This is a genomic window from Pseudomonas sp. 18173 (assembly GCF_050432945.1).
Lineage (GTDB): Bacteria > Pseudomonadota > Gammaproteobacteria > Pseudomonadales > Pseudomonadaceae > Aquipseudomonas.
In genome coordinates this window covers 1-20,285 of record NZ_JBKFTN010000041.1, presented here as the reverse complement: position 1 = coordinate 20,285, position 20,285 = coordinate 1, and the positions used below count along the sequence as shown (strand labels likewise).

Below are 20,285 nucleotides of genomic sequence, written 5' to 3'. Positions count from 1 at the left end.
ATTCGATACTCTCGACGGTCTCAGTTCACAGCGGACGTCGCTTCGACATGACGCGGCAAGGTAACCCTGATTCGGGTGCCGCGTTGGCTTTGAACATCAGCCGGGCTGTCGATGGTGATTTGTCCATAATGCTCTTCAACGATGGAATAGACCAGTGCAAGGCCCAGACCGGTGCCTTCGCCAGGGTCCTTGGTGGTGAAGAAAGGTTCGAACAATCGGTCCATGATGCTCGACGGAATACCGCTGCCTTCGTCCTCCACGATCAGATCGACCGTGTGTTCGCCGGCTTCGCTCTTGACCCGTACCGCACTGCCGGGAGGCGAGGCGTCACGGGCGTTTGAAAGCAGGTTGATCAATACCTGGGCCAGCCGTTGCGGGTCGCCTTCGACCCAGTGTTCGGGGTCGCACAGGTTGTAGAACTGCACTTCGAAATTGCGTCGGTTCAGGGCCAGCAGGCCGATGGCATCCTGAGCCACTTCGGCCAGACAGACGGGCTCATCGCTGTGCTGATGGCTGCCGGCATGGGCAAAGCTCATCAGCGACTGGACAATGCGCGATACGCGCTTGGTCTGCTCGAGGATCTGGCCGCTGATTTCCTTCAGCTCGCCGTCTTCTTCCCGTTCTTCGCGCAGGTTCTGCGCCAGGCACGCGATACCGGTGATCGGGTTGCCGATTTCATGGGCCACGCCGGCCGCCAGTCGACCAATGCTGGCCAGGCGCTCGGAGTGCACCAGTTTGTCCTCGAGCATCTGGGTTTCGGTCAGGTCTTCCACCAGCAATACCAGGCCACTGTTGCCCGGCGCGAGGGGTTCGTCGATCGCCGCCTTGTGCAGGTTCAGCCAACGGGTCTGGCCGTCGAGGGCCAGGTGTTGTTTGTGCAAGTGCTCGTCCGGCAGATTGATGAAGCCTTGCAGCAGTTCTTTCCATGGGTCGGCAATGGTACTCAGGCGCGAACCGACCACGCGCTGCGCAGCGATGCCGGTGAGTTCCTCCATGGCCTTGTTCCACATGAGGATTTCCTGATCCTTGGCCAGCGAGCAAACGCCCATTGGCAATTCCTGCAGGGTCTGGCGGTGATAGCGGCGCAGGGCATCGAGTTCGGCGGCCAGGCCGGTCAGGCGCGAGTGGTAGTCCTCGAGACGGCTTTCGATGAAGTGAATGTCTTCGGTGACGTAGTTTTCGCCGCCAGCCTTGTACGGCAGGAACGTCTCGACCATGTCCTGGGCCACGCTCGGCCCCATCAGGCCGGAGAGGTTGGCTTCGATGCGGTCGCGCAAGCGGCGCAGGGCATACGGCCGGCGTTCGTCGAAGGGCAGATAGAGGTCACGCAGTGCCTGCTCCACTTCTTTCTGCGCCGCTTTTGCACCCAGTGGCTTTGCCAGCTGAGTGGCAAACTCCTGGGGCGAGGCGGCGTGCAGTTCCCGGCGTTGCGGGCGGCGAACGTTGTCCACGGCGCAGGCTTCGGCAGCGCTGGCTTCTTCGGTGCTGGCGTTGGTGAACAGCGAGATCAGGGTGAACATCAGTACGTTGGCCGCCAGCGAGGCAATCGCCGCCATGTGCCAGCTGGTGTCGTCCAGCACGTAGATCATGTTCAGCAGCGGAATGTAGAAGCCTTGCAGATTGCCGACCAGCGGCAACAGCATGGTCACCAGCCACACCAGAATCCCCGCCAGCAAACCGGCGATGAAGCCGCGACGGTTGGCGGTCGGCCAATACAGGACCGAGAGCACGCCTGGCAGGAATTGCAGCGTGGCGACGAACGCGACAATGCCGAGGTTGGCCAGGTCCTGCTCGGCACCGAGCATCAGGTAGAAGCCGTAGCCGGCCATGATGATCGCGACAATCAGCGCCCGGCGGGTCCACTTCAGCCAGCGGTAGATGTTGCCTTCGGCCGGTGGCTGGTACAGCGGCAGCACGAGGTGGTTCAAGGCCATGCCGGACAGCGCCAGCGTGGTGACGATGATCAGGCCGCTGGCGGCGGACAGCCCGCCGACATACGCCAGCAACGCCAGCGCCTTGCTGTTGGCGGCAATACCGATGCCCAGGGTGAAGTATTCCGGATTGGTGGTGGCGCCCAGTTTCAGGCCGGCCCAGAGAATCAGCGGCACCGCCAGGCTCATCAGCAGCAGGAACAGCGGCAGGCCCCAGCTCGCACTGACCAGCGAACGCGGGTTGAGGTTCTCGGTAAAGGTCATGTGATACATGTGCGGCATCACGATCGCCGAGGCGAAGAACACCAGCAACAGCGTACGCCACGGGCCTTCCTGCAGCGGCGTGTGCAGGGCCGCGAGCGCGGTCTGGTTTTGCAGCAACCAGAGCTCGAGCTGTTGCGGGCCGTCGAACACGCCGTAAAGCGCATACAGGCCGACGCCGCCCAGGGCGATCAGCTTGATCACCGACTCGAAGGCAATCGCAAACACCAGGCCTTCATGTTTCTCGCGGGTGGCAATGTGGCGGGAGCCGAAGAAGATCGTGAACAGCGTAATCAATGCGCAGAAGCTCAGGGCCACGCGATGCTGTACCGGCTCCCGGGTGAGAATGCCGATGGAGTCGGCGACCGCCTGAATCTGCAGGGCCAGCAGCGGCAGTACGCCGACCAGCATGAAAATCGTGGTCAAGGCTCCGGCCCAGGTGCTGCGGAAACGGAAGGCAAACAGGTCCGCCAACGACGACAGTTGATAAGTGCGGGTGATCTTCAGGATCGGGTAGAGCAACACCGGCGCCAGCAGAAAGGCCCCGGAGACACCCAGGTAGCTGGACAGAAAGCCGTAGCCGTACTGATAGGCCAGGCCCACGGTGCCGTAAAACGCCCAGGCACTGGCGTAGACGCCCAGTGACAGGGTGTAGGTCAGCGGGTGGCGAATGATCGCCCGGGGAATCATGCCCCGTTCACTGATCCAGGCCACGCCGAACAGCACCGCCAGGTACGCGGCGCTGATCAGGATCATCTGGGTCAGGCTAAAGCTCATCGGCATCTTTTTGGCTCTGCAGGATGAAGGTCACGACGATCAGAATCAGCCAGAGCAGATAAGGGCGATACCAGGCGCCAGTGGCGTCGATCCACCAATCCATGATGGCCGGGGAAAACAGGTAAATCCCCACTACCAAAAGCAGGACCAAGCGATAGATGTACATCCCGGCCTCTCTTTTTTATGCGCGTGCCCGAAAACGTGCGGCGATGGTAACGGATGGGCGCGCCACTGCAAGTGCGATCACAATAGCTGTGCCTCGGGCAGGTTCAGTGTGCGCGGGATCAGCGAGGCATCCCAGTGGGCAATGCCCCAGTTCAACACTTCCCGTGGCGTGGCGTAAGCCAGCTCGGTTCCCGGGGTCTGCCCCAGTGCCCGCAGCGCTCGCAGCAACAGCGGCGTTGCCTGATCCTCGGTCAACGGCGGCGAACGGTAGGATTTACCCAGTTTATTGCCATCAGGCTGAGTAATCAGCGGGATGTGCAGATAACGCGGCTGAGGCAAGCCGAGCAGCTCCTGCAGGTAAAGCTGGCGGGGTGTGGAGTCCAGCAGGTCGGCACCCCGAACGATATCGGTAATGCCCTGCCAGGCATCGTCCAGGACCACGGCCAGTTGATAGGCGTAGAGCCCGTCGCGGCGGCGAATCACGAAATCGCCGACTTCCCGGCCCAGGTGTTGGCGGTATTCGCCCTGCACCCGGTCGAGGAAGTGGTATTGCAGTTCCGGTACGCGCAAGCGGATGGCAGCATCATCGGTGCCATGGCCGGCATTGCGGCACAGCCCCGGATAAATCCCGTGATAGGGTTCCAGCTGTTTGCGCGAGCAGGTGCAGGCGTACGCCAGGCCGTGATTGAACAGGCGATCGAGCACCTCGGCGTAGGCATCGTGGCGTTCGCTTTGGCGAACCAGGTCGCCATCCCACTCGAAGCCATAGCTTTCCAGAGCCTTGAGAATGGCGGCCTGGGCGCCGGGTTCTTCACGGGGCGGATCAAGGTCTTCCATGCGCATCAGCCACAGGCCACCCACCGAGCGTGCGTCAAGGTAGGAGGCCAGCGCGGCGACCAGTGAACCAAAATGCAGGTGGCCGCTGGGTGTCGGGGCGAAACGCCCGATGTAGGTGGGGGAGGTGGTGGCGGTCATCAGGGCAAGGCTACTTATTCCAGACTGTCGTCAGATTCCTGTAGGAGCGAGCTTGCTCGCGATTGCCGTCAACGATAACGCTGGGAGCCTGGTACCCCGCGGCGTTCTCAGGTTCATCGCGAGCTAGCTCGCTCCTACAGTGATGGCGATTTTAATCGCAACGGGCGTCAGCGAATTTTGGAAACAAAAACGGAGCGTTCGCACGCTCCGTTCTTCGTTCAAGCCGCCATTATTTGCCGACTTGCTTTTCCTTGATTTCCGCCAGGGTCTTGCAGTCGATGCACAGGTCGGCGGTAGGGCGCGCTTCGAGGCGCTTGACACCAATTTCGATGCCGCAGGACTCACACCAGCCGTATTCTTCGTCTTCGATCAGCTGAAGTGTCTTGTCGATCTTCTTGATCAACTTGCGTTCACGATCGCGGGCACGCAGTTCGAGGGCGAATTCCTCTTCCTGGCTGGCACGGTCTGCCGGATCAGGAAAGTTGGCCGCTTCGTCCTTCATGTGGTCCACGGTCTTGTCGACACCTTCCATCAGCTCTTTTTTCCACTGATTCAGAACTTTGGTGAAGTGCTTGCGCATGGGCTCGCCCATGTACTCTTCGCCGGCTTTCTGAACATAGGGCTCGAAGCCGCTGATCGTCTGGTTTTGCTGCTTTGCTTGGGTGGACATGAAATAGACCGCCTCTACTCTTGTAATCCATCTGCGCAGGATTGCTCCATCACCGACACCTGCCGGCCCTGCGGCTGCAAGCGGGCGAACTTACCAGATCAACTCGGGCCGCGCTACTCCCGGATGTCGAGCTCGCGGCACATGCTGCTTGCCAATGATGACAAACCGTTGTCTGGTGGCTCTGAATCCTGCTCAATTATTGATTTTAGTCAAACCTTGCGTATGCGCTTGAGTCGTTTGTGGTTGGGGTTATAAGGCCTGTGACCGCTTTAGGTTCTCGCTCGTTCCTGTGCTTGGGTAGAATCGGTTTTTTTTTCCCCGTTGAAGGAAGGCCAATGGCTCAGCCCTACAGTGCCCGCAGTCGTGCGATCGAACCTTTCCATGTCATGGCGCTGTTGGCGCGGGCCAATGAATTGCAGGCCGCCGGCCACGATGTGATCCACCTGGAAATCGGTGAGCCGGACTTCACCACCGCCGAACCGATCATCCAGGCCGGCCAGGCGGCGCTGGCGGCGGGGCGGACCCGTTACACCGCCGCGCGCGGCATTCCCGAGCTGCGCGAGGCCATTTCGGGCTTTTATCAGCAGCGTTATGGTTTGAACATCGACCCGCGGCGCATCCTCATCACGCCCGGTGGGTCCGGCGCGTTGCTGCTGGCCAGCGCATTGTTGGTAGACCCCGGTAAACACTGGCTGCTGGCGGACCCTGGCTACCCGTGTAACCGGCATTTCCTGCGACTGGTGGAAGGCGCGGCGCAACTGGTGCCGGTCGGTCCCGATGTGCGTTATCAATTGACGCCCGGCCTGATCGAGCGTCATTGGGACCACGACAGCGTTGGCGCATTGGTGGCGTCGCCGGCCAATCCGACCGGCACGATCCTGACCCGCGACGAGCTGGCGAAGCTGTCTGTGGCGATCAAGGAGCGCCACGGTCACCTGGTGGTCGACGAGATTTATCACGGCCTGACCTATGGCACCGATGCGGCCAGCGTGCTGGAAGTCGACGACAGTGCATTCGTTCTGAATAGTTTTTCGAAGTATTTCGGGATGACCGGTTGGCGCCTGGGATGGTTGGTGGCCCCCGACGCTGCGGTCAGTGAGCTGGAAAAGCTCGCCCAGAACCTCTACATCAGTGCTCCAAGCATGGCGCAGCACGCTGCACTGGCCTGTTTCGAGCCGGCAACCATCAGCATTCTCGAAGAGCGTCGCGCCGAATTTGGCCGGCGTCGGGATTACCTGCTGCCGGCCTTGCGCGAGTTGGGCTTCGGCATTGCGGTGGAACCGGAGGGTGCTTTCTACTTGTACGCCGATATCAGCAAGTTCGGCGGCGATGCCTTCGCGTTCTGCAAACACTTTCTCGAAACCGAGCACGTGGCATTCACTCCGGGGCTGGATTTCGGGCGTTATCAGGCCGGGCATCATGTGCGGTTCGCCTATACGCAAAACCTCGAGCGCTTGCAGGAGGCGGTCGAGCGCATTGCCCGTGGGTTGCGGAGCTGGCAAGGCTGATGCGATTTCATCCTCCACTCGAAGAAGGTCGCCTGATTCGTCGTTACAAGCGTTTTCTCGCCGATATCGAAACCGTTGGTGGCGAGTTATTGACCATTCACTGCCCGAACACCGGCTCGATGCTTAATTGCCAGGTCGAGGGCGGGCAGGTCTGGTTCAGTCGCTCCAATGACCCGAAACGCAAGTTGCCCGGCACCTGGGAGATCGGTGAAACCCCGCAAGGGCGGCGGTTTTGCGTGAACACCGCCCGGGCCAATGGTTTGGTCGAGGAGGCGCTACGTGCGGGCATCATCACTGAGCTGAACGGCTTTTCCGGGCTCAAGCGTGAAGTGGCTTATGGCCAGGAAAACAGTCGCATCGATTTTCGCCTTGATTACCCCGACGGGCCGGCCTACGTCGAAGTCAAAAGCGTGACCCTGGGCTTCGACGGTACGGCGGTGGCGGCGTTTCCCGATGCGGTCACCCAGCGTGGCGCCAAGCATCTGCGGGAGCTGGCGCACCTGGCTCGGGACGGTATTCGCGCGGTGCAGTTGTACTGCGTTTGCCTGACCGATATCGAGGCCGTGCGCCCGGCGCAGGAAATCGATGCGGCTTATGCGCAGGCCTTGCGTGAGGCGGTGGCCTGCGGGGTCGAGGTGTTGGCCTATGGCGTGCGCCTGACCCATGAAGAGATGGTGGTGGATCGACGTCTGGAAGTGTTGCCCGGTGTTTAAAGACTGACCCAGATTCCTTGTGCATCCTCGCGGCAGTCGATGCGGGTCAGCGATTGCCCGGCGCAGGGGCCGGCGACGCATTCACCGTCTTCGATCAGGAACAGTGCGCCATGGGTGGCGCACTGGATCAGGCTGTTGCTGGGGTCGAGAAACTGGTCGGGATGCCACTCCAGGCCGACTCCCCGGTGCGGGCAGCGATTGATGTAGACGTAGACCTGTCCGCCGCGGCGCACCGCAAAAAGCTTTTGGCCATCAATGTCGAATCCGCGGCTGCTGTCGTTGGCCAGCACGGCGCCTGCGCAAAGCAGTTTCATGTCTATCCTCGGTCCCGCAGCTCGTGAACGGATATGCCCGAGCCAGGCCGTTAAATGCTAACAATAATGAAATGGCCGTCTTGCCCTTCGGGTACAAGTGCCTGTCACCAAGGATACTTGGCCTGCTCCTTCGATGCCCGGGAAACCTTTGAAGGAAGCTGTTTGTGCGCTGGCCCCGTCAGTACTTTTCCACAGGCAAAAAAAGACCCGGCAAGAGCCGGGTCAAATAACCGTGATTAGCCTGATGAGGAGATAATCCGAGAGTCCGAACCAAGGGCTTTTCAGAATATCGACCAGTCTCGCGACCAGTTGTGATAATCATATCGATTCTCATTACCAAGTCAACCGCTGTTTCCCGAATTCTTTTCGATTGGCCGGATTTTCGTCTGCAGGCCTTGTAATCATTGGGCGTCAGCTTGCAAAGCTTCAGTAAGATTTGTGGGGTCAATTCTTGTGGCGTGAAGAAATGGCTTCCAGTTGTTTGTTCAGCGCCTCCTTGCGCTCGGCAGGAATGTCATTCCAGTGAACGTCCATCAGGGCGCCTTCAATTGCGTACAACAACACCTTGGACGCCCGAAAACCGCGCGTGCGCACGGCCCGATAAGCATCCACCGCCCCGAGGCGACGCAAGTCCGACGCGCTATGGATGCCCACGGCATGCAACCATTGCGCTGACGTCTTGCCAAGATTCTTCAGGTGTTGCAGTTCATCATTCATCAAGCCTCCTTGCGATGGCCGAATGGAGAGCGTGGGCAATCTTCTGAGGAGTGTAGCCATCAGCAGGAAAAGCGTGATTGTTTGCTCGTTTTCGACGCAAACGCTTCTAAGGGGCGAAAGTTGGCAGGGGGCTAAACGTCTGCGAATGGCGGGGGAATAGGTGGTGAAAAGTCAGGAATTGCGGGTGAATATCCACACAGTCCAGCGCAGCGGGGGCGCTGGACGTGTCAATCAGCGACGTTGATCAGCGGGTGCGATAACGCAGTCGCGTGCCAAAGTTCATCGACATCAGGATTTCGTCGGCACTGAGTTCCACCGGAAAGTAGGCGCCGGAGATTTGCGCGTGGGACAGGCTCGCGCCTTCCAGGTTCGCCTTGCGAAAATCGATGCCGCGCAAGTCGGAGGAACGGAAGTAGGCGTCGCTGAAATCCACGCCGGCGGCATTCAGCTCACGCAGGTCCAGCCCCCGGAAGTCTCCGCCCACCATGTCGATGGGGCCATCCTTGGGGCGTTCACTGTTGAAGCCTTTGATGTCGTCTTTGTGCAGCAGGGCATAAAGCGGTGTGTCGAGAAGTTTCGGCTGGCTCATTTCGCATCACCTGATGGTTTTATGACGCCAGTATACTGCCACTATTTGACGGCCGTGAAGCCAGCGCGGGCCCCACGGCTGAAATAGTTTCTTACAGGCCGGGCAGGCGCTGGCGAATCTGTGCCACAACGGTATCGAGAGTCCCGCTTTCATTGGTCTGGACACGCTTGCTGCAGAGGATTTCTGCAGGCGTCAGCGCTTCTCGGCTGGCTTGTTGAGCTGCGATTACAGCCAGGGTGGCGTCGGAAGGATCTTTCTTGTCTGCCTGGCGCACGGCCAACCAGCTTTCGATTACGGCCTGGGGCGCATTGCAGTCGAGAATCAGGAACGGTGCGCCGGTGGCCTCGGCCACCTTGGCGGCGCTGTCACGCTGATCACGCTTGAGGTAGGTGGCGTCGACCACCACCGGGAAGCCTGCATGCAAGATGACATCGGCGATTTCATGCAGGCGGGCATAGGTGGCCGCGCTGGCGTCGGCGCTATAGATGCCGGCCTGTACGTCATTCTCGACGGTTTGCTCGCCGAACAGGCGCTTGCGCTCGACATCGGAGCGCAGGCGAATCGCACCCAGGGCTTCGACCAGGCGCATGGCGACATGACTCTTGCCAACGGCGGACACGCCGTGGGTAATGGCCATGAAGCGCGAAGGAATGGTGCTGTAGCTTTCCGCGAGGTTGGCGTAGTTGCGGTACTGGCGCAGGGTGGTGGCGCGCTGCACGGCAGTCGCCTCTGCCGGCATGCTGAACAGGGCGACTTTGGCGCGAACCAGTGCGCGGTAGGCCTTGTAGAAGTTCAGCAGTTCGAGGCCGCGATAGTCGCCGGTCAGTTCCAGGTACTGGCTGATGAAGCGACGCGCCAGGCACTTCAGGCCGCGGTCTTCCAGGTCCATGGCCAGGAAGCCGGTGTCGGCATAAACATCGGTAAAGCGAAATGGTTCGTTGAACTCGATGCAGTCGAAGATCACGACCTTGCCATCGATCACGGTCGCGTTGCCCAGGTGGATATCACCGTGGCATTCACGAATGAAACCTTCGGCCTTGCGCTGGGCGAACAACGGTTTGAGGCGCTCGAAGCTGCTTTCGGCCCAGGCTTGCAGGGCGTCGAGTTGCAGCAGGTCGGTTTTGTCGCTGAGGAACGGGCGGATCTGTTCGAAGTTCTGCCGCACCGGCGCCATGACGCTGTCCGGGGTGCCGGCTTCGTGCCCGGCTGGCACTTTCGGTGCGCTGAGGTGGAAGCGGGCGATTTGTTCGGCCATCTCGTCGATGTGGGCGGTGGTCAGTTCGCCATTGGCCTGAAGGGTGCTCAACAATCCGTCTTGCGGGAACTGGCGCATCTTCAGGACATATTCGATGGCCGGGCCTTCACCGCCCAATTGCGGAGCCTCGGCGCTGCCGGTGACGGGCAGCACTTCGAGGTACAGATCGTCAGTCAGGCGCTGGTTCAGGCGCAGTTCTTCAGTGCAAAAGTGTTCGCGAGCTTCGAGGCTGGTGAAGTCGAGAAAACCGAAATTGACCGGCTTCTTCACTTTATAAGCGAAGGGGCCTGTGAGAACGACCCATGAAATATGGGTTTCGATGACCTGGAATCCGTCTACAGGGTGCGGGTAGAGGGCAGGGTTTTGCAGGGCAGCGATCAGGGACTGGCTCACAGGCGATCCTTCAGAGTCTGGAAAATCAAGGCGGCCATTATGGCCGTAACTCCGCTTGGCGCAAACCTCGGAGCGCTCCTGTCGGGTATGAATAAAGTGCGTATAATCCGCCGCCATGACTCGTACTCGAACTCCCCGTACCCCAATAAAACCACCCTCCAGGGGCCTGCGCCCGTGGCTGGGCTGGGCCATTAAACTCAGTCTGGTCGGCCTGGTAGTGCTGGCCGGATTCGCCGTTTACCTTGATGCAATTGTCCAGGAGAAGTTCTCCGGCAAGCGCTGGACCATTCCGGCCAAGGTCTACGCGCGGCCGCTCGAGCTGTTCGTCGGACAAAAGCTGAGCAGGGACGATTTCCTGACCGAACTCGATGCCCTGGGCTATCGCCGTGAGAGCGTGGCCAACGGTCCGGGTGCGGCGTCGGTCAACGGCAATACCGTTGATTTGAACACCCGCGGCTTCCAGTTCTATGAAGGCATGGAGCAAGCGCAGCCAGTGCGGGTGCGTTTCTCTGGTGATTACGTGGCCGAGCTTTCGGGCGCGAAGGACTCGAAACTATCCGTGGTGCGCCTGGAGCCGCTGCTGATCGGCGGTCTGTACCCGAAAAACCTCGAAGACCGGATTCTGATCAAGATCGATCAGGTGCCGCCGTATTTGCTTGAAACGCTGGTGGCTGTCGAAGACCGCGATTTTTATCATCACTTTGGTGTTTCGCCGAAGTCGATTGCCCGCGCAATCTGGGTCAACGGTTCGTCTGGCCGCATGCGTCAGGGCGGCAGTACGCTGACCCAGCAGTTGGTCAAAAACTTCTACCTGACCAACGAGCGCAGCCTGAGCCGCAAACTCACCGAAGCGATGATGGCGCTGTTGCTGGAACTGCATTACGACAAGCGCGAAATCCTTGAGGCCTACCTCAACGAGGTGTTTATCGGGCAGGACGGTCAGCGTGCGGTGCACGGTTTCGGTCTGGCCAGCCAGTTCTTCTTCAGCCAGCCACTGGCCGAACTCAAGCTGCATCAGGTCGCACTGCTGGTGGGCATGGTCAAGGGGCCTTCTTCCTATAACCCGCGTCGTTATCCGGAGCGTGCCCTTGAGCGGCGCAACCTGGTGCTCGACGTCCTGCAAGAGCAGGGCGTCGCGACTGCCGAGCAGGTTGAGGCGGCGAAGAAAATGCCACTGGGCGTGACCAAGCGCGGCAGTCTGGCGGACAGCTCGTTCCCCGGCTTCCTTGATCTGGTCAAGCGTCAGTTGCGCGAAGACTATCGCGACGAAGACTTGACCGAAGAAGGCCTGCGAATTTTCACCAGTTTCGACCCGATCCTGCAGATGAAGGCCGAGGCGTCGGTCAACGACACCTTCAAGCGCCTGGCCGGGCGCAAGGGGTCCGATGACGTCGAAGCGGCAATGGTCGTGACCAACCCGGAGACCGGTGAAGTACAGGCCATGATCGGCAGTCGCCAGGCCAGCTTTGCCGGGTTCAACCGGGCGCTGGATGCGGTACGGCCGATCGGCTCGCTGATCAAGCCGGCGGTTTACCTGACTGCGCTGGAGAAGCCTAGCCAGTACACATTGACCAGTTGGTTGTCGGACGAATCCTTCTCGGTCAAGGGCGCCGATGGCCAGGTGTGGAAGCCGCAGAACTACGATCGTCGTTCTCACGGTACCGTCTTCCTTTATCAAGGCCTGGCGCATTCCTACAACCTGTCGACCGCGCGCCTCGGTCTGGCGGTCGGTGTACCGAATGTCCTCAAGACCCTGGCGCGCCTGGGGGTGACCCGTGAGTTCCCGGCCTTCCCGTCGATGTTGCTCGGCGCCGGCGGCATGACGCCCATCGAAGTGGCGACCATGTACCAGACCCTCGCCAACGGCGGTTTCAATACGCCGATGCGCGGGATTCGTAGCGTGCTGACTGCCGAGGGCGAACCGCTCAAGCGTTATCCGTTCCAGATTCAGCAGCGTTTCGATCCGGCCTCCATTTACCTGATCCAGAGCGCCATGCAGCGTGTGATGCGTGAAGGTACCGGCAGCTCGGTTTATAACGTGTTGCCAAGGACCCTGACCCTGGCGGGTAAAACCGGTACCAGTAACGACTCGCGGGACAGTTGGTTTGCCGGTTTCAGCCAGGACTTGCTGGCGGTGGTCTGGCTGGGTCGCGACGACAACGGCAAGACGCCTTTCACTGGCGCCACCGGGGCCTTGCAGGTCTGGACCAGTTTCATGCGCAAGGCTGACCCACTTCCCCTGGACATGCCGCAGCCGGACAATATCGTTCAGGCCTGGGTTGATTCGCGAACCGGACAAGGTTCTGACGCCGGTTGCCCGGGCGCGGTGCAGATGCCGTATATTCGCGGCAGCGAACCGCCTCCAGGTGCCGTCTGCGGAGGTGAAAACCCTGCCGAGACGGTGATGGACTGGGTCAAGGGCTGGATGAATTAAGCAAAGAGGGCTTCAAGTGAACAAGTGGTTGATTCCGGCGGTTGCCGCCGTAGCTTTGCTCAGCGGTTGCTCCACCGTACAACGTGGTTCGATTCCGGTTGAGGATGCCGGCACCGCCGTGTCCAACAGTGAGCGGATCTCGGCCAATGGCGGCTTCCGCCAGTCGACCGTCAAGCGCCCTGTACAGGGTCAGTCGCGGGCCCAGGCGATTCCGCAAGGTGACAGCGGCGTCGTGGTGATGGTGCCAGGCGCTGCATCGACTTCTACGCCGATCAGCACTACGCCTATTACTCCGGGGCCGATCACACCGGGGCCGATTGACACGTCGCCGGTCCAGTCGGCACCGATCAATCAGGGCAGCTACAGCATGCCGTCGTCGCCAAGCGGGATTCCGTCAGCCAGTTCGGGCGGGCTGTCTGCCGACGAGCAGCTGGATGGCCCGGTATTGGCGTTGCTGACCACCGCTCAACAGCAACAGGCGAGCGGTGATCTCAATGGTGCCGCCTCCAGCCTCGAGCGCGCCCAGCGTGTTGCTCCGCGTGAGCCGCAGGTGCTTTACCGTCTGGCGCAGGTGCGGATGGCTCAAGGCGATGCCGCCCAGGCCGAGCAGTTCGCTCGTCGCGGGCTGACCTTTGCCAGTGGCCGTCCAGCCCTTCAGGCGAACTTGTGGGAACTGATTGCCCAGGCACGTGAAAAGCAGGGTGACTCCCAGGGCGCGGCATTGTCTCGTCAGAAGGCCAAGGTAACGCTGTGATGGATGCGCGCTTTCTGAAAATCGCCGATCAGCTGTTGTTGATCGAGCGCGAACTGCGGGTGCAAGGATGGTGGGATGAAGTCTCGCCATCTGCTGAAGCGCTTTCCAGCGTCGAGCCGTTTTCGGTCGATACACTGGATTTCGAGCAATGGCTGCAATGGATCTTCCTGCCACGCATGAAGATGATCCTCGAGCAGAACTTGCCGCTACCCAATGCTTCGGGCATTCAGGAAATGGCCGAAATGGTCTTTGCCGGACGCAACGTCCAAGGCAAGGATCGGCAGTTGCAGGCATTGCTCAAGCAGTTCGATCAACTGATCACCGCATCTCGCTGAGCCAGAAGCTGCCAGCGTCCGCTGGCAGTTGTCCACAATCTCTCCCTGTTTTGTCGGCTGTTGCCGGGTAAGTGCATGCGCGTGCCAATTTTTTGCCAAAACTTGCGCAATTGGAGCTAACACACAGGGGATTTACAGGTTTTTTCTTGCGTTCTCATGTGCTTACTAGAATAAAGCTCATAGACGACTTGACTTGCGAAGGGCGAAACAGAAGAATCCAAAGTCCGCTGTACAGGGACTGCCAGAAGCAGACCCTCTCAGCAGATCATGAGGCGCATATCCGCGTCGACCTGTTACACCCGCAACGCGTTACCTCGCGCTGGGTGGGAAAGGCCCGCAACACTTGGGACGATCCCAATACTTGCTCAGTCAGTGCTGACGTAGTCGGCGACCACCGTCGCTCATGCTCTGCTGAGAAGTAAACCTATTAAGACCCGTCCCATTTTTCGTGGGCGGTATTCTGGCGTTTTAGAGGTGAGCAACGTGGAGCTTTTATCTGGCGGTGAGATGCTCGTCCGCTTTTTGCGCGACGAAGGCGTCAAATATATCTACGGGTACCCGGGTGGTGCTCTTCTTCATGTCTACGATGCCCTGTTCAAAGAACCGGAAGTGACCCACATCCTGGTTCGTCACGAGCAAGCGGCTACCCATATGGCTGACGGCTACGCCCGTGCCACCGGTAAAGCCGGCGTGGTACTGGTGACCTCCGGTCCGGGTGCAACCAACGCCATCACCGGTATCGCCACGGCCTACATGGACTCCATTCCGATGGTGATCATTTCCGGCCAGGTACCGAGCACCATGGTCGGCACCGATGCGTTCCAGGAAACCGACATGATCGGTATCTCCCGGCCGATCGTGAAGCACAGCTTCATGATCAAGCACGCGTCGGAAATCCCGGAAGTCATGAAGAAGGCGTTCTACCTGGCGCAATCCGGTCGTCCTGGCCCGGTCGTTGTCGATATTCCGAAAGACATGACCAACCCGGCCGAGAAGTTCGAATACGTCTTCCCGAAAAAAGCCAAGCTGCGTTCCTACAGCCCGGCTGTTCGCGGTCACTCCGGTCAAATCCGCAAGGCGGCAGAAATGCTCCTGGCGGCCAAGCGTCCTGTGCTGTACTCGGGCGGCGGCGTGATCCTCGGCGGTGGTTCGGCACCACTGACCGAACTGGCGAAGATGCTCAACCTGCCAGTGACCAATACCCTGATGGGCCTCGGTGGCTACCCTGGCACCGACCGTCAGTTCATCGGCATGCTCGGCATGCACGGCAGCTACACCGCCAACCTGGCGATGCACCATGCTGATGTGATCCTCGCTGTCGGCGCACGCTTCGACGACCGCGTCATCAATGGCGCGTCGAAGTTCTGCCCGAACGCCAAGATCATCCACATCGACATCGACCCGGCTTCGATCTCCAAGACCATCAAGGCCGACGTGCCTATCGTGGGTCCGGTCGAGAGTGTCCTGACCGAAATGGTCGCGATCCTCAAGGAAATCGGCGAGACCCCGAACAAGGAGTCCGTTGCCAGCTGGTGGAAGCAGGTTGACGAATGGCGTGGTGATGCAGGCCTGTTCCCGTACGACAAGGGCGACGGCAGCAAGATCAAGCCACAAACCGTGATCGAAACCCTGTGCGAAGTGACCAAGGGCGATGCCTTTGTGACCTCCGACGTGGGCCAGCACCAGATGTTCGCTGCGCAGTACTACAAGTTCAACAAGCCGAACCGCTGGATCAACTCCGGTGGCCTGGGCACCATGGGCTTCGGTTTGCCGGCGGCCATGGGCATCGCCTTGAGCTTCCCTGACGATGACGTTGCATGCGTCACCGGCGAGGGCAGTATCCAGATGAACATCCAGGAACTGTCGACCTGCCTGCAATACGGTTTGCCGGTGAAGATCGTCATCCTCAACAACGGTGTGCTGGGGATGGTTCGCCAGTGGCAGGACATGAGCTACGGCAGCCGTCACTCGCATTCCTACATGGAATCGCTGCCTGATTTCGTCAAGCTGGCAGAGGCCTACGGCCACGTCGGCGTACGCATCACCGAATCGAAAGACTTGAAGTCGAAGATGGAAGAGGCGTTCGCCATGAAGGATCGCCTGGTGGTGATCGATATTTCGGTCGATACCAGCGAGCACGTCTACCCGATGCAGATCAAAGACGGCTCCATGCGCGATATGTGGCTGAGCAAGACGGAGCGTACCTAATCATGCGGCACATTATTTCCTTGCTTCTGGAAAACGAACCCGGTGCTCTGTCTCGTGTGGTTGGTCTGTTCTCGCAGCGCAACTACAACATCGAAAGCCTGACCGTGGCCCCGACCGAAGACCCGACCCTGTCGCGTCTGACGCTGACCACTGTCGGTCACGATGAGATCATCGAACAGATCACCAAGAACCTGAACAAGCTGATCGAAGTGGTAAAACTGGTCGACCTGTCGGAGAGTGCTCACATCGAGCGCGAACTGATGCTGGTCAAGGTCAAGGCCACCGGCGCCCAGCGCGCCGAGATCAAGCGCACTACCGATATTTACCGTGGACAGATCGTCGATGTCAGCGCCAGCGTGTATACCGTTCAACTGACCGGTACCAGCGACAAGCTCGACAGCTTCATTCAGTCCATCGGCACCGCCTCGATTCTGGAAACCGTCCGTAGTGGCGTGACCGGCATTGCCCGCGGCGACAAAGTACTCAGCATCTAAACCAAATTAGCGAACGGCCTGAACGGCCTGATATAGGGGAAATTCATGAAAGTTTTCTACGATAAAGACTGCGACCTGTCGATCATCCAGGGCAAGAAAGTTGCCATCATCGGCTACGGCTCCCAAGGCCACGCTCAAGCGTGCAACCTGAAAGATTCCGGCGTTGACGTGACTGTCGGCCTGCGTAAAGGTTCGGCTACCGTTGCCAAGGCTGAAGCCCACGGCCTGAAAGTGACCGACGTTGCTTCCGCTGTTGCAGCTGCCGACCTGGTCATGATCCTGACCCCGGACGAGTTCCAGTCCTCGCTGTACAAGAACGAAATCGAGCCGAACATCAAGAAAGGCGCCACCCTGGCCTTCTCCCACGGCTTCGCGATCCACTACAACCAGGTTGTGCCGCGCGCTGACCTCGACGTGATCATGATCGCGCCGAAGGCTCCAGGCCACACCGTGCGTTCCGAGTTCGTGAAGGGCGGCGGTATCCCTGACCTGATCGCTATCTACCAGGACGCCTCGGGCAACGCCAAGAACGTCGCTCTGTCCTACGCTGCCGGTGTTGGCGGCGGTCGTACCGGCATCATCGAAACCACCTTCAAGGACGAGACCGAAACCGACCTGTTCGGCGAGCAAGCCGTTCTGTGCGGCGGTACCGTTGAACTGGTCAAGGCCGGTTTCGAAACCCTGGTTGAAGCTGGCTACGCGCCGGAAATGGCCTACTTCGAGTGCCTGCACGAACTGAAGCTGATCGTTGACCTCATGTACGAAGGCGGTATCGCCAACATGAACTACTCGATCTCCAACAACGCCGAATACGGCGAGTACGTGACCGGCCCTGAAGTCATCAACGCCGAATCCCGTCAGGCCATGCGCAACGCCCTGAAACGTATTCAGGACGGCGAATACGCCAAGATGTTCATCAGCGAAGGCGCTACCGGCTATCCTTCGATGACCGCCAAGCGTCGTAACAACGCCGCTCACGGTATCGAAATCATCGGCGAGCAACTGCGCTCCATGATGCCGTGGATCGGTGCCAACAAGATCGTCGACAAAGCCAAGAACTAAGTCACGCTCTTGTACGAAAAACGCGGCTTAGGCCGCGTTTTTTCGTTTGAGAGACTGGTTCTGGTATAAAGCTGCATCGTTTGCGGCCGAACCGTCGTCCCAGACGCCTGTCCAAACTTTCCACCCCGTTGCAAGGTAATGTCCATGAGCGAACGCCCCGAAGAGCCAAACCAGGCTTCTGACGCCGAAAGCCTGCTGCCCGTCGATGAACATGTCGAGGAAGGGCATGACGCTGAGGGTCGTAAAGTCCGGCATCGTGGTATCTATCTTCTGCCGAATCTGTTCACCACTGCGAACCTTTTCGCAGGGTTCTATTCCATCATCAACTCGATGAGTGCCCAGGCAGCCCTGAGTGCGGGTGACTCGGCCAATGCGAGCAAGTATTTCGCGTTTGCAGCCATCGCAATCTTCGTTGCAATGGTGCTCGATGGCCTTGATGGTCGTGTGGCGCGCATGACCAACACCCAGAGCGCCTTTGGTGCCGAGTACGATTCGCTGTCGGACATGGTCGCCTTTGGTGTTGCGCCGGCATTGCTGGCCTTCGGCTGGGCCCTGGGTGACATGGGCAAGGTCGGCTGGATGGTTGCCTTCATCTATGTCGCGGGTGCGGCGCTGCGTCTCGCGCGTTTCAACACTCAAGTCGGTACGGCGGACAAACGCTACTTCATCGGCCTGGCCAGTCCGGCGGCGGCGGGTGTTGTTGCGGGTATTGTCTGGGCGTTCAGCGATTACGGTATCCAGGGCTCCAAGATGTCTTTCCTGGTGGCGCTGATGGTGGCGGCGGCCGGCATGCTGATGGTCAGCAACATCAAGTACAACAGCTTCAAGGAGCTGGACCTGAAGGGGCGGGTGCCTTTCGTGGCGATTCTCGCTGTGGTGCTGGTGTTCGCAGTGGTGTTCAGTGATCCGCCGCGCATTCTGCTGCTGGTGTTTCTCGCCTACGCAGCCTCCGGTCCGGTTCAATACCTGTTACGTCTTCGCCGTAACAAGAGCGCGTAACTTCCCTCATACTCCGCAGTCTATGGGTGCATCTGCCCTCCAAAGCTGCGGAGTAACCATGTTGATCAAAGTCTCCAAGGCGTCCGACTGCCATGAGTCGGACGTCACGCCTGAATCCCTCTATCTGTCTCGACGCAAAGTGCTCGGTGCCACGGTTGCCGGTTTCGCTTTGGGCAGCCTGCCGCAATGGGCCAGCGCTGCTGATGCTGCTCGCTACCCGGATGTTGAGCCGGGTAAGGCGCCGTCCTGGTTCAGTGAAAAGCTTGCAACTACCCAGTGGGGCGCGGTCAACGTCAAGGATGAGGCGATCACGCCGTTCAAGGATGCGACCCATTACAACAACTTCTACGAGTTCGGCACCGACAAAGGTGATCCGGCTGCCAATGCCGGCGCGCTGAAGACGCAGCCGTGGTCGGTGGTGGTGGACGGGGAGGTGGGCAAGCCTGGGCGATATGCGCTGGAAGACTTCATGAAACCGTATCAGTTGGAGGAGCGAATCTACCGACTGCGTTGCGTGGAAGCCTGGTCGATGGTCATTCCCTGGATCGGTTTTCCGCTCTCGGCTTTGCTCAAGGAGGTCGAGCCGACCTCGAAAGCCAGGTTCATCCGCTTCGAAACCCTGCAGGATCCCAAGAGCATGCCGGGTCAGCGCTCCGGTTTCGCCTTGATCGACTGGCCCTATATAGAAGGGCTGCGGCTGGATGAGGCGATGAACCCGTTGGCGATTCTGGCGGTAGGCATGTACGGGCGTGAGCTGCCTAATCAAAACGGTGCGCCACTGCGATTGGTGGTGCCCTGGAAATATGGTTTCAAGAGCATCAAGTCCATCGTGCGCATCAGCCTGGTCAGCGAGCAACCGAAAACCACCTGGCAAAGTATTGCACCGAGCGAATACGGCTTTTATGCGAACGTGAATCCCACTGTTGATCATCCTCGCTGGACTCAGGCTCGCGAGCGGCGCCTGCCCAGCGGCTTGCTCAAACCCAATGTGCGCGATACGCAAATGTTCAACGGCTATTCAGAGGAGGTCGCCTCTCTATATGCGGGGCTCGACCTGAGGGCGAATTATTGATGCGCTATCCGTATTGGCGTATCGGCGTCTTTATAGTGGTGTTGGTGTGGCCGCTGCTGTGGTTGTACCAGGCCTGGGAAGATGCCCTCGGGCCGGATCCGGGCAAGGTGCTGGTCGATCGATTGGGTTTGGGGGCGCTGGTTCTGCTGCTTGTAACCTTGAGCATGGCGCCTTTGCAGAAACTCACCGGTTGGGCGGGGTGGAACGCCGTGCGGCGGCAGCTGGGGTTGTGGTGTTTTGCCTATGTGTTGCTCCACCTCACTAGTTACTGCGCATTCATTCTTGGTTTTGACTGGTCGCAGCTGGGTGTCGAGTTGCGCAAGCGGCCTTACATTATTGTCGGGGTGCTGGGTTTTCTAGGTTTGTTGGCGTTGGCGGTGACTTCCAATCGATACAGTCAGCGGCGATTGGGTGCTCGCTGGAAGCAGTTGCATCGTCTGGCTTATGTCATTCTGGTGCTTGGATTGCTGCATATGCTCTGGATTGTGCGCGCCGACCTGAAGGAGTGGGCGATCTATGCCTCTATAGGTGCATTGCTGTTAGCGCTGCGGCTTCCGCCTTTAGCCCGTCGAATCCCGCGGTTGATGGCTAAAAAGGGCTCTTCGGCCAAAAAGGCGTAAATAGTGGTTGACGGCAGATTCTGGAAGCCTATAATTCGC

19 protein-coding genes are annotated in these 20,285 nt (G+C 59.5%); 11 read left to right on the top strand and 8 right to left on the bottom strand.

Annotated elements, in window-relative coordinates; genetic code table 11:
* Positions 1 to 20: 20 nt before the first annotated feature.
* The 4 genes from ACLD1X_RS28035 to dksA all read right to left on the bottom strand — a co-directional run bounded on the left by ACLD1X_RS28035 (position 21) and on the right by dksA (position 4,779).
* Positions 21 to 2,975: a sensor histidine kinase gene (locus ACLD1X_RS28035; RefSeq protein WP_007990065.1), complete on the bottom strand. Its 2,955-nt coding sequence runs from the start codon at positions 2,973 to 2,975 to the stop codon at positions 21 to 23.
* Positions 2,959 to 3,135, bottom strand: coding sequence for a hypothetical protein (locus tag ACLD1X_RS28030; protein WP_003176118.1), 177 nt, complete (start codon positions 3,133 to 3,135; stop codon positions 2,959 to 2,961). The genes ACLD1X_RS28035 and ACLD1X_RS28030 overlap by 17 nt, the downstream gene beginning before the upstream one ends.
* A 77-nt stretch (positions 3,136 to 3,212) precedes the next feature.
* On the bottom strand, positions 3,213 to 4,109 hold the full coding sequence (gluQRS, locus tag ACLD1X_RS28025) for a tRNA glutamyl-Q(34) synthetase GluQRS (RefSeq protein WP_429373382.1): 897 nt from the start codon (positions 4,107 to 4,109) through the stop codon (positions 3,213 to 3,215).
* A gap of 229 nt (positions 4,110 to 4,338) precedes the next feature.
* On the bottom strand, positions 4,339 to 4,779 hold the full coding sequence (dksA, locus tag ACLD1X_RS28020) for an RNA polymerase-binding protein DksA (protein ID WP_007995322.1): 441 nt from the start codon (positions 4,777 to 4,779) through the stop codon (positions 4,339 to 4,341).
* A gap of 335 nt (positions 4,780 to 5,114) precedes the next feature.
* Between dksA and ACLD1X_RS28015 the strand changes: the two genes are divergently transcribed.
* Both ACLD1X_RS28015 and sfsA read left to right on the top strand, forming a co-directional pair.
* Positions 5,115 to 6,287 (top strand): pyridoxal phosphate-dependent aminotransferase, encoded by a 1,173-nt coding sequence (locus ACLD1X_RS28015; protein ID WP_429373380.1) that lies wholly within the window; start codon positions 5,115 to 5,117, stop codon positions 6,285 to 6,287.
* Positions 6,287 to 7,000, top strand: coding sequence for a DNA/RNA nuclease SfsA (sfsA, locus tag ACLD1X_RS28010; protein ID WP_429373378.1), 714 nt, complete (start codon positions 6,287 to 6,289; stop codon positions 6,998 to 7,000). Before ACLD1X_RS28015 ends, sfsA begins: the two co-directional genes overlap by 1 nt.
* Here sfsA and ACLD1X_RS28005 read toward each other — a convergent pair.
* From ACLD1X_RS28005 to ACLD1X_RS27990, 4 genes are all read right to left on the bottom strand, one after another.
* Positions 6,997 to 7,314: a Rieske (2Fe-2S) protein gene (locus tag ACLD1X_RS28005; protein ID WP_429373376.1), complete on the bottom strand. Its 318-nt coding sequence runs from the start codon at positions 7,312 to 7,314 to the stop codon at positions 6,997 to 6,999. The two genes, sfsA and ACLD1X_RS28005, sit on opposite strands and share 4 nt — an antisense overlap.
* A 444-nt stretch (positions 7,315 to 7,758) precedes the next feature.
* Positions 7,759 to 8,031 (bottom strand): TfoX/Sxy family protein, encoded by a 273-nt coding sequence (locus ACLD1X_RS28000; protein WP_007971093.1) that lies wholly within the window; start codon positions 8,029 to 8,031, stop codon positions 7,759 to 7,761.
* A gap of 244 nt (positions 8,032 to 8,275) precedes the next feature.
* Positions 8,276 to 8,620 carry a pentapeptide repeat-containing protein gene (locus ACLD1X_RS27995; RefSeq protein ID WP_429373374.1) on the bottom strand — a complete coding sequence of 115 codons (345 nt, stop codon included), beginning with the start codon at positions 8,618 to 8,620 and terminating at the stop codon, positions 8,276 to 8,278.
* Positions 8,621 to 8,711: 91 nt separating this feature from the next.
* The gene (locus tag ACLD1X_RS27990; protein WP_429373372.1) at positions 8,712 to 10,268 is read right to left on the bottom strand and encodes an AAA family ATPase; all 1,557 of its coding nucleotides are present in this window, start codon (positions 10,266 to 10,268) and stop codon (positions 8,712 to 8,714) included.
* 115 nt (positions 10,269 to 10,383) lie between these two features.
* Between ACLD1X_RS27990 and mrcB the strand changes: the two genes are divergently transcribed.
* The 9 genes from mrcB to msrQ all read left to right on the top strand — a co-directional run bounded on the left by mrcB (position 10,384) and on the right by msrQ (position 20,246).
* On the top strand, positions 10,384 to 12,702 hold the full coding sequence (gene mrcB / locus ACLD1X_RS27985) for a penicillin-binding protein 1B (protein WP_429373370.1): 2,319 nt from the start codon (positions 10,384 to 10,386) through the stop codon (positions 12,700 to 12,702).
* Positions 12,703 to 12,718: 16 nt separating this feature from the next.
* Positions 12,719 to 13,456, top strand: a complete 738-nt coding sequence (locus tag ACLD1X_RS27980) for a tetratricopeptide repeat protein (protein WP_429373368.1) — start codon at positions 12,719 to 12,721, stop codon at positions 13,454 to 13,456.
* Positions 13,456 to 13,791 (top strand): YqcC family protein, encoded by a 336-nt coding sequence (locus ACLD1X_RS27975; RefSeq protein ID WP_429373366.1) that lies wholly within the window; start codon positions 13,456 to 13,458, stop codon positions 13,789 to 13,791. The genes ACLD1X_RS27980 and ACLD1X_RS27975 overlap by 1 nt, the downstream gene beginning before the upstream one ends.
* A gap of 483 nt (positions 13,792 to 14,274) precedes the next feature.
* Positions 14,275 to 15,999 (top strand): acetolactate synthase 3 large subunit, encoded by a 1,725-nt coding sequence (locus tag ACLD1X_RS27970; RefSeq protein ID WP_429373364.1) that lies wholly within the window; start codon positions 14,275 to 14,277, stop codon positions 15,997 to 15,999.
* A 2-nt stretch (positions 16,000 to 16,001) separates the two neighbouring features.
* On the top strand, positions 16,002 to 16,493 hold the full coding sequence (gene ilvN / locus ACLD1X_RS27965) for an acetolactate synthase small subunit (RefSeq protein WP_003205610.1): 492 nt from the start codon (positions 16,002 to 16,004) through the stop codon (positions 16,491 to 16,493).
* 45 nt (positions 16,494 to 16,538) lie between these two features.
* Positions 16,539 to 17,555 carry a ketol-acid reductoisomerase gene (gene ilvC, locus ACLD1X_RS27960; RefSeq protein ID WP_003228216.1) on the top strand — a complete coding sequence of 339 codons (1,017 nt, stop codon included), beginning with the start codon at positions 16,539 to 16,541 and terminating at the stop codon, positions 17,553 to 17,555.
* A gap of 144 nt (positions 17,556 to 17,699) precedes the next feature.
* A complete protein-coding gene (gene pssA / locus ACLD1X_RS27955) occupies positions 17,700 to 18,554 on the top strand; it encodes a CDP-diacylglycerol--serine O-phosphatidyltransferase (RefSeq protein WP_085726189.1) in 855 nt (284 codons plus the stop codon).
* 58 nt (positions 18,555 to 18,612) lie between these two features.
* Positions 18,613 to 19,626: a protein-methionine-sulfoxide reductase catalytic subunit MsrP gene (gene msrP / locus ACLD1X_RS27950; RefSeq protein ID WP_429373360.1), complete on the top strand. Its 1,014-nt coding sequence runs from the start codon at positions 18,613 to 18,615 to the stop codon at positions 19,624 to 19,626.
* Positions 19,626 to 20,246, top strand: a complete 621-nt coding sequence (gene msrQ / locus ACLD1X_RS27945; protein ID WP_429373358.1) for a protein-methionine-sulfoxide reductase heme-binding subunit MsrQ — start codon at positions 19,626 to 19,628, stop codon at positions 20,244 to 20,246. The genes msrP and msrQ overlap by 1 nt, the downstream gene beginning before the upstream one ends.
* Positions 20,247 to 20,285: the final 39 nt, after the last annotated feature.

Coding starts and splice junctions, on each gene's coding strand:
- ACLD1X_RS28035 (WP_007990065.1), bottom strand. CDS start 2,975: ATGCCGATGAGCTTTAGCCTGACCCAGATGATCCTGATCAGCGCCGCG.
- ACLD1X_RS28030 (WP_003176118.1), bottom strand. CDS start 3,135: ATGTACATCTATCGCTTGGTCCTGCTTTTGGTAGTGGGGATTTACCTG.
- gluQRS (WP_429373382.1), bottom strand. CDS start 4,109: ATGACCGCCACCACCTCCCCCACCTACATCGGGCGTTTCGCCCCGACA.
- dksA (WP_007995322.1), bottom strand. CDS start 4,779: ATGTCCACCCAAGCAAAGCAGCAAAACCAGACGATCAGCGGCTTCGAG.
- ACLD1X_RS28015 (WP_429373380.1), top strand. CDS start 5,115: ATGGCTCAGCCCTACAGTGCCCGCAGTCGTGCGATCGAACCTTTCCAT.
- sfsA (WP_429373378.1), top strand. CDS start 6,287: ATGCGATTTCATCCTCCACTCGAAGAAGGTCGCCTGATTCGTCGTTAC.
- ACLD1X_RS28005 (WP_429373376.1), bottom strand. CDS start 7,314: ATGAAACTGCTTTGCGCAGGCGCCGTGCTGGCCAACGACAGCAGCCGC.
- ACLD1X_RS28000 (WP_007971093.1), bottom strand. CDS start 8,031: ATGAATGATGAACTGCAACACCTGAAGAATCTTGGCAAGACGTCAGCG.
- ACLD1X_RS27995 (WP_429373374.1), bottom strand. CDS start 8,620: ATGAGCCAGCCGAAACTTCTCGACACACCGCTTTATGCCCTGCTGCAC.
- mrcB (WP_429373370.1), top strand. CDS start 10,384: ATGACTCGTACTCGAACTCCCCGTACCCCAATAAAACCACCCTCCAGG.
- ACLD1X_RS27975 (WP_429373366.1), top strand. CDS start 13,456: ATGGATGCGCGCTTTCTGAAAATCGCCGATCAGCTGTTGTTGATCGAG.
- ilvN (WP_003205610.1), top strand. CDS start 16,002: ATGCGGCACATTATTTCCTTGCTTCTGGAAAACGAACCCGGTGCTCTG.
- ilvC (WP_003228216.1), top strand. CDS start 16,539: ATGAAAGTTTTCTACGATAAAGACTGCGACCTGTCGATCATCCAGGGC.
- pssA (WP_085726189.1), top strand. CDS start 17,700: ATGAGCGAACGCCCCGAAGAGCCAAACCAGGCTTCTGACGCCGAAAGC.
- msrP (WP_429373360.1), top strand. CDS start 18,613: ATGTTGATCAAAGTCTCCAAGGCGTCCGACTGCCATGAGTCGGACGTC.
- msrQ (WP_429373358.1), top strand. CDS start 19,626: ATGCGCTATCCGTATTGGCGTATCGGCGTCTTTATAGTGGTGTTGGTG.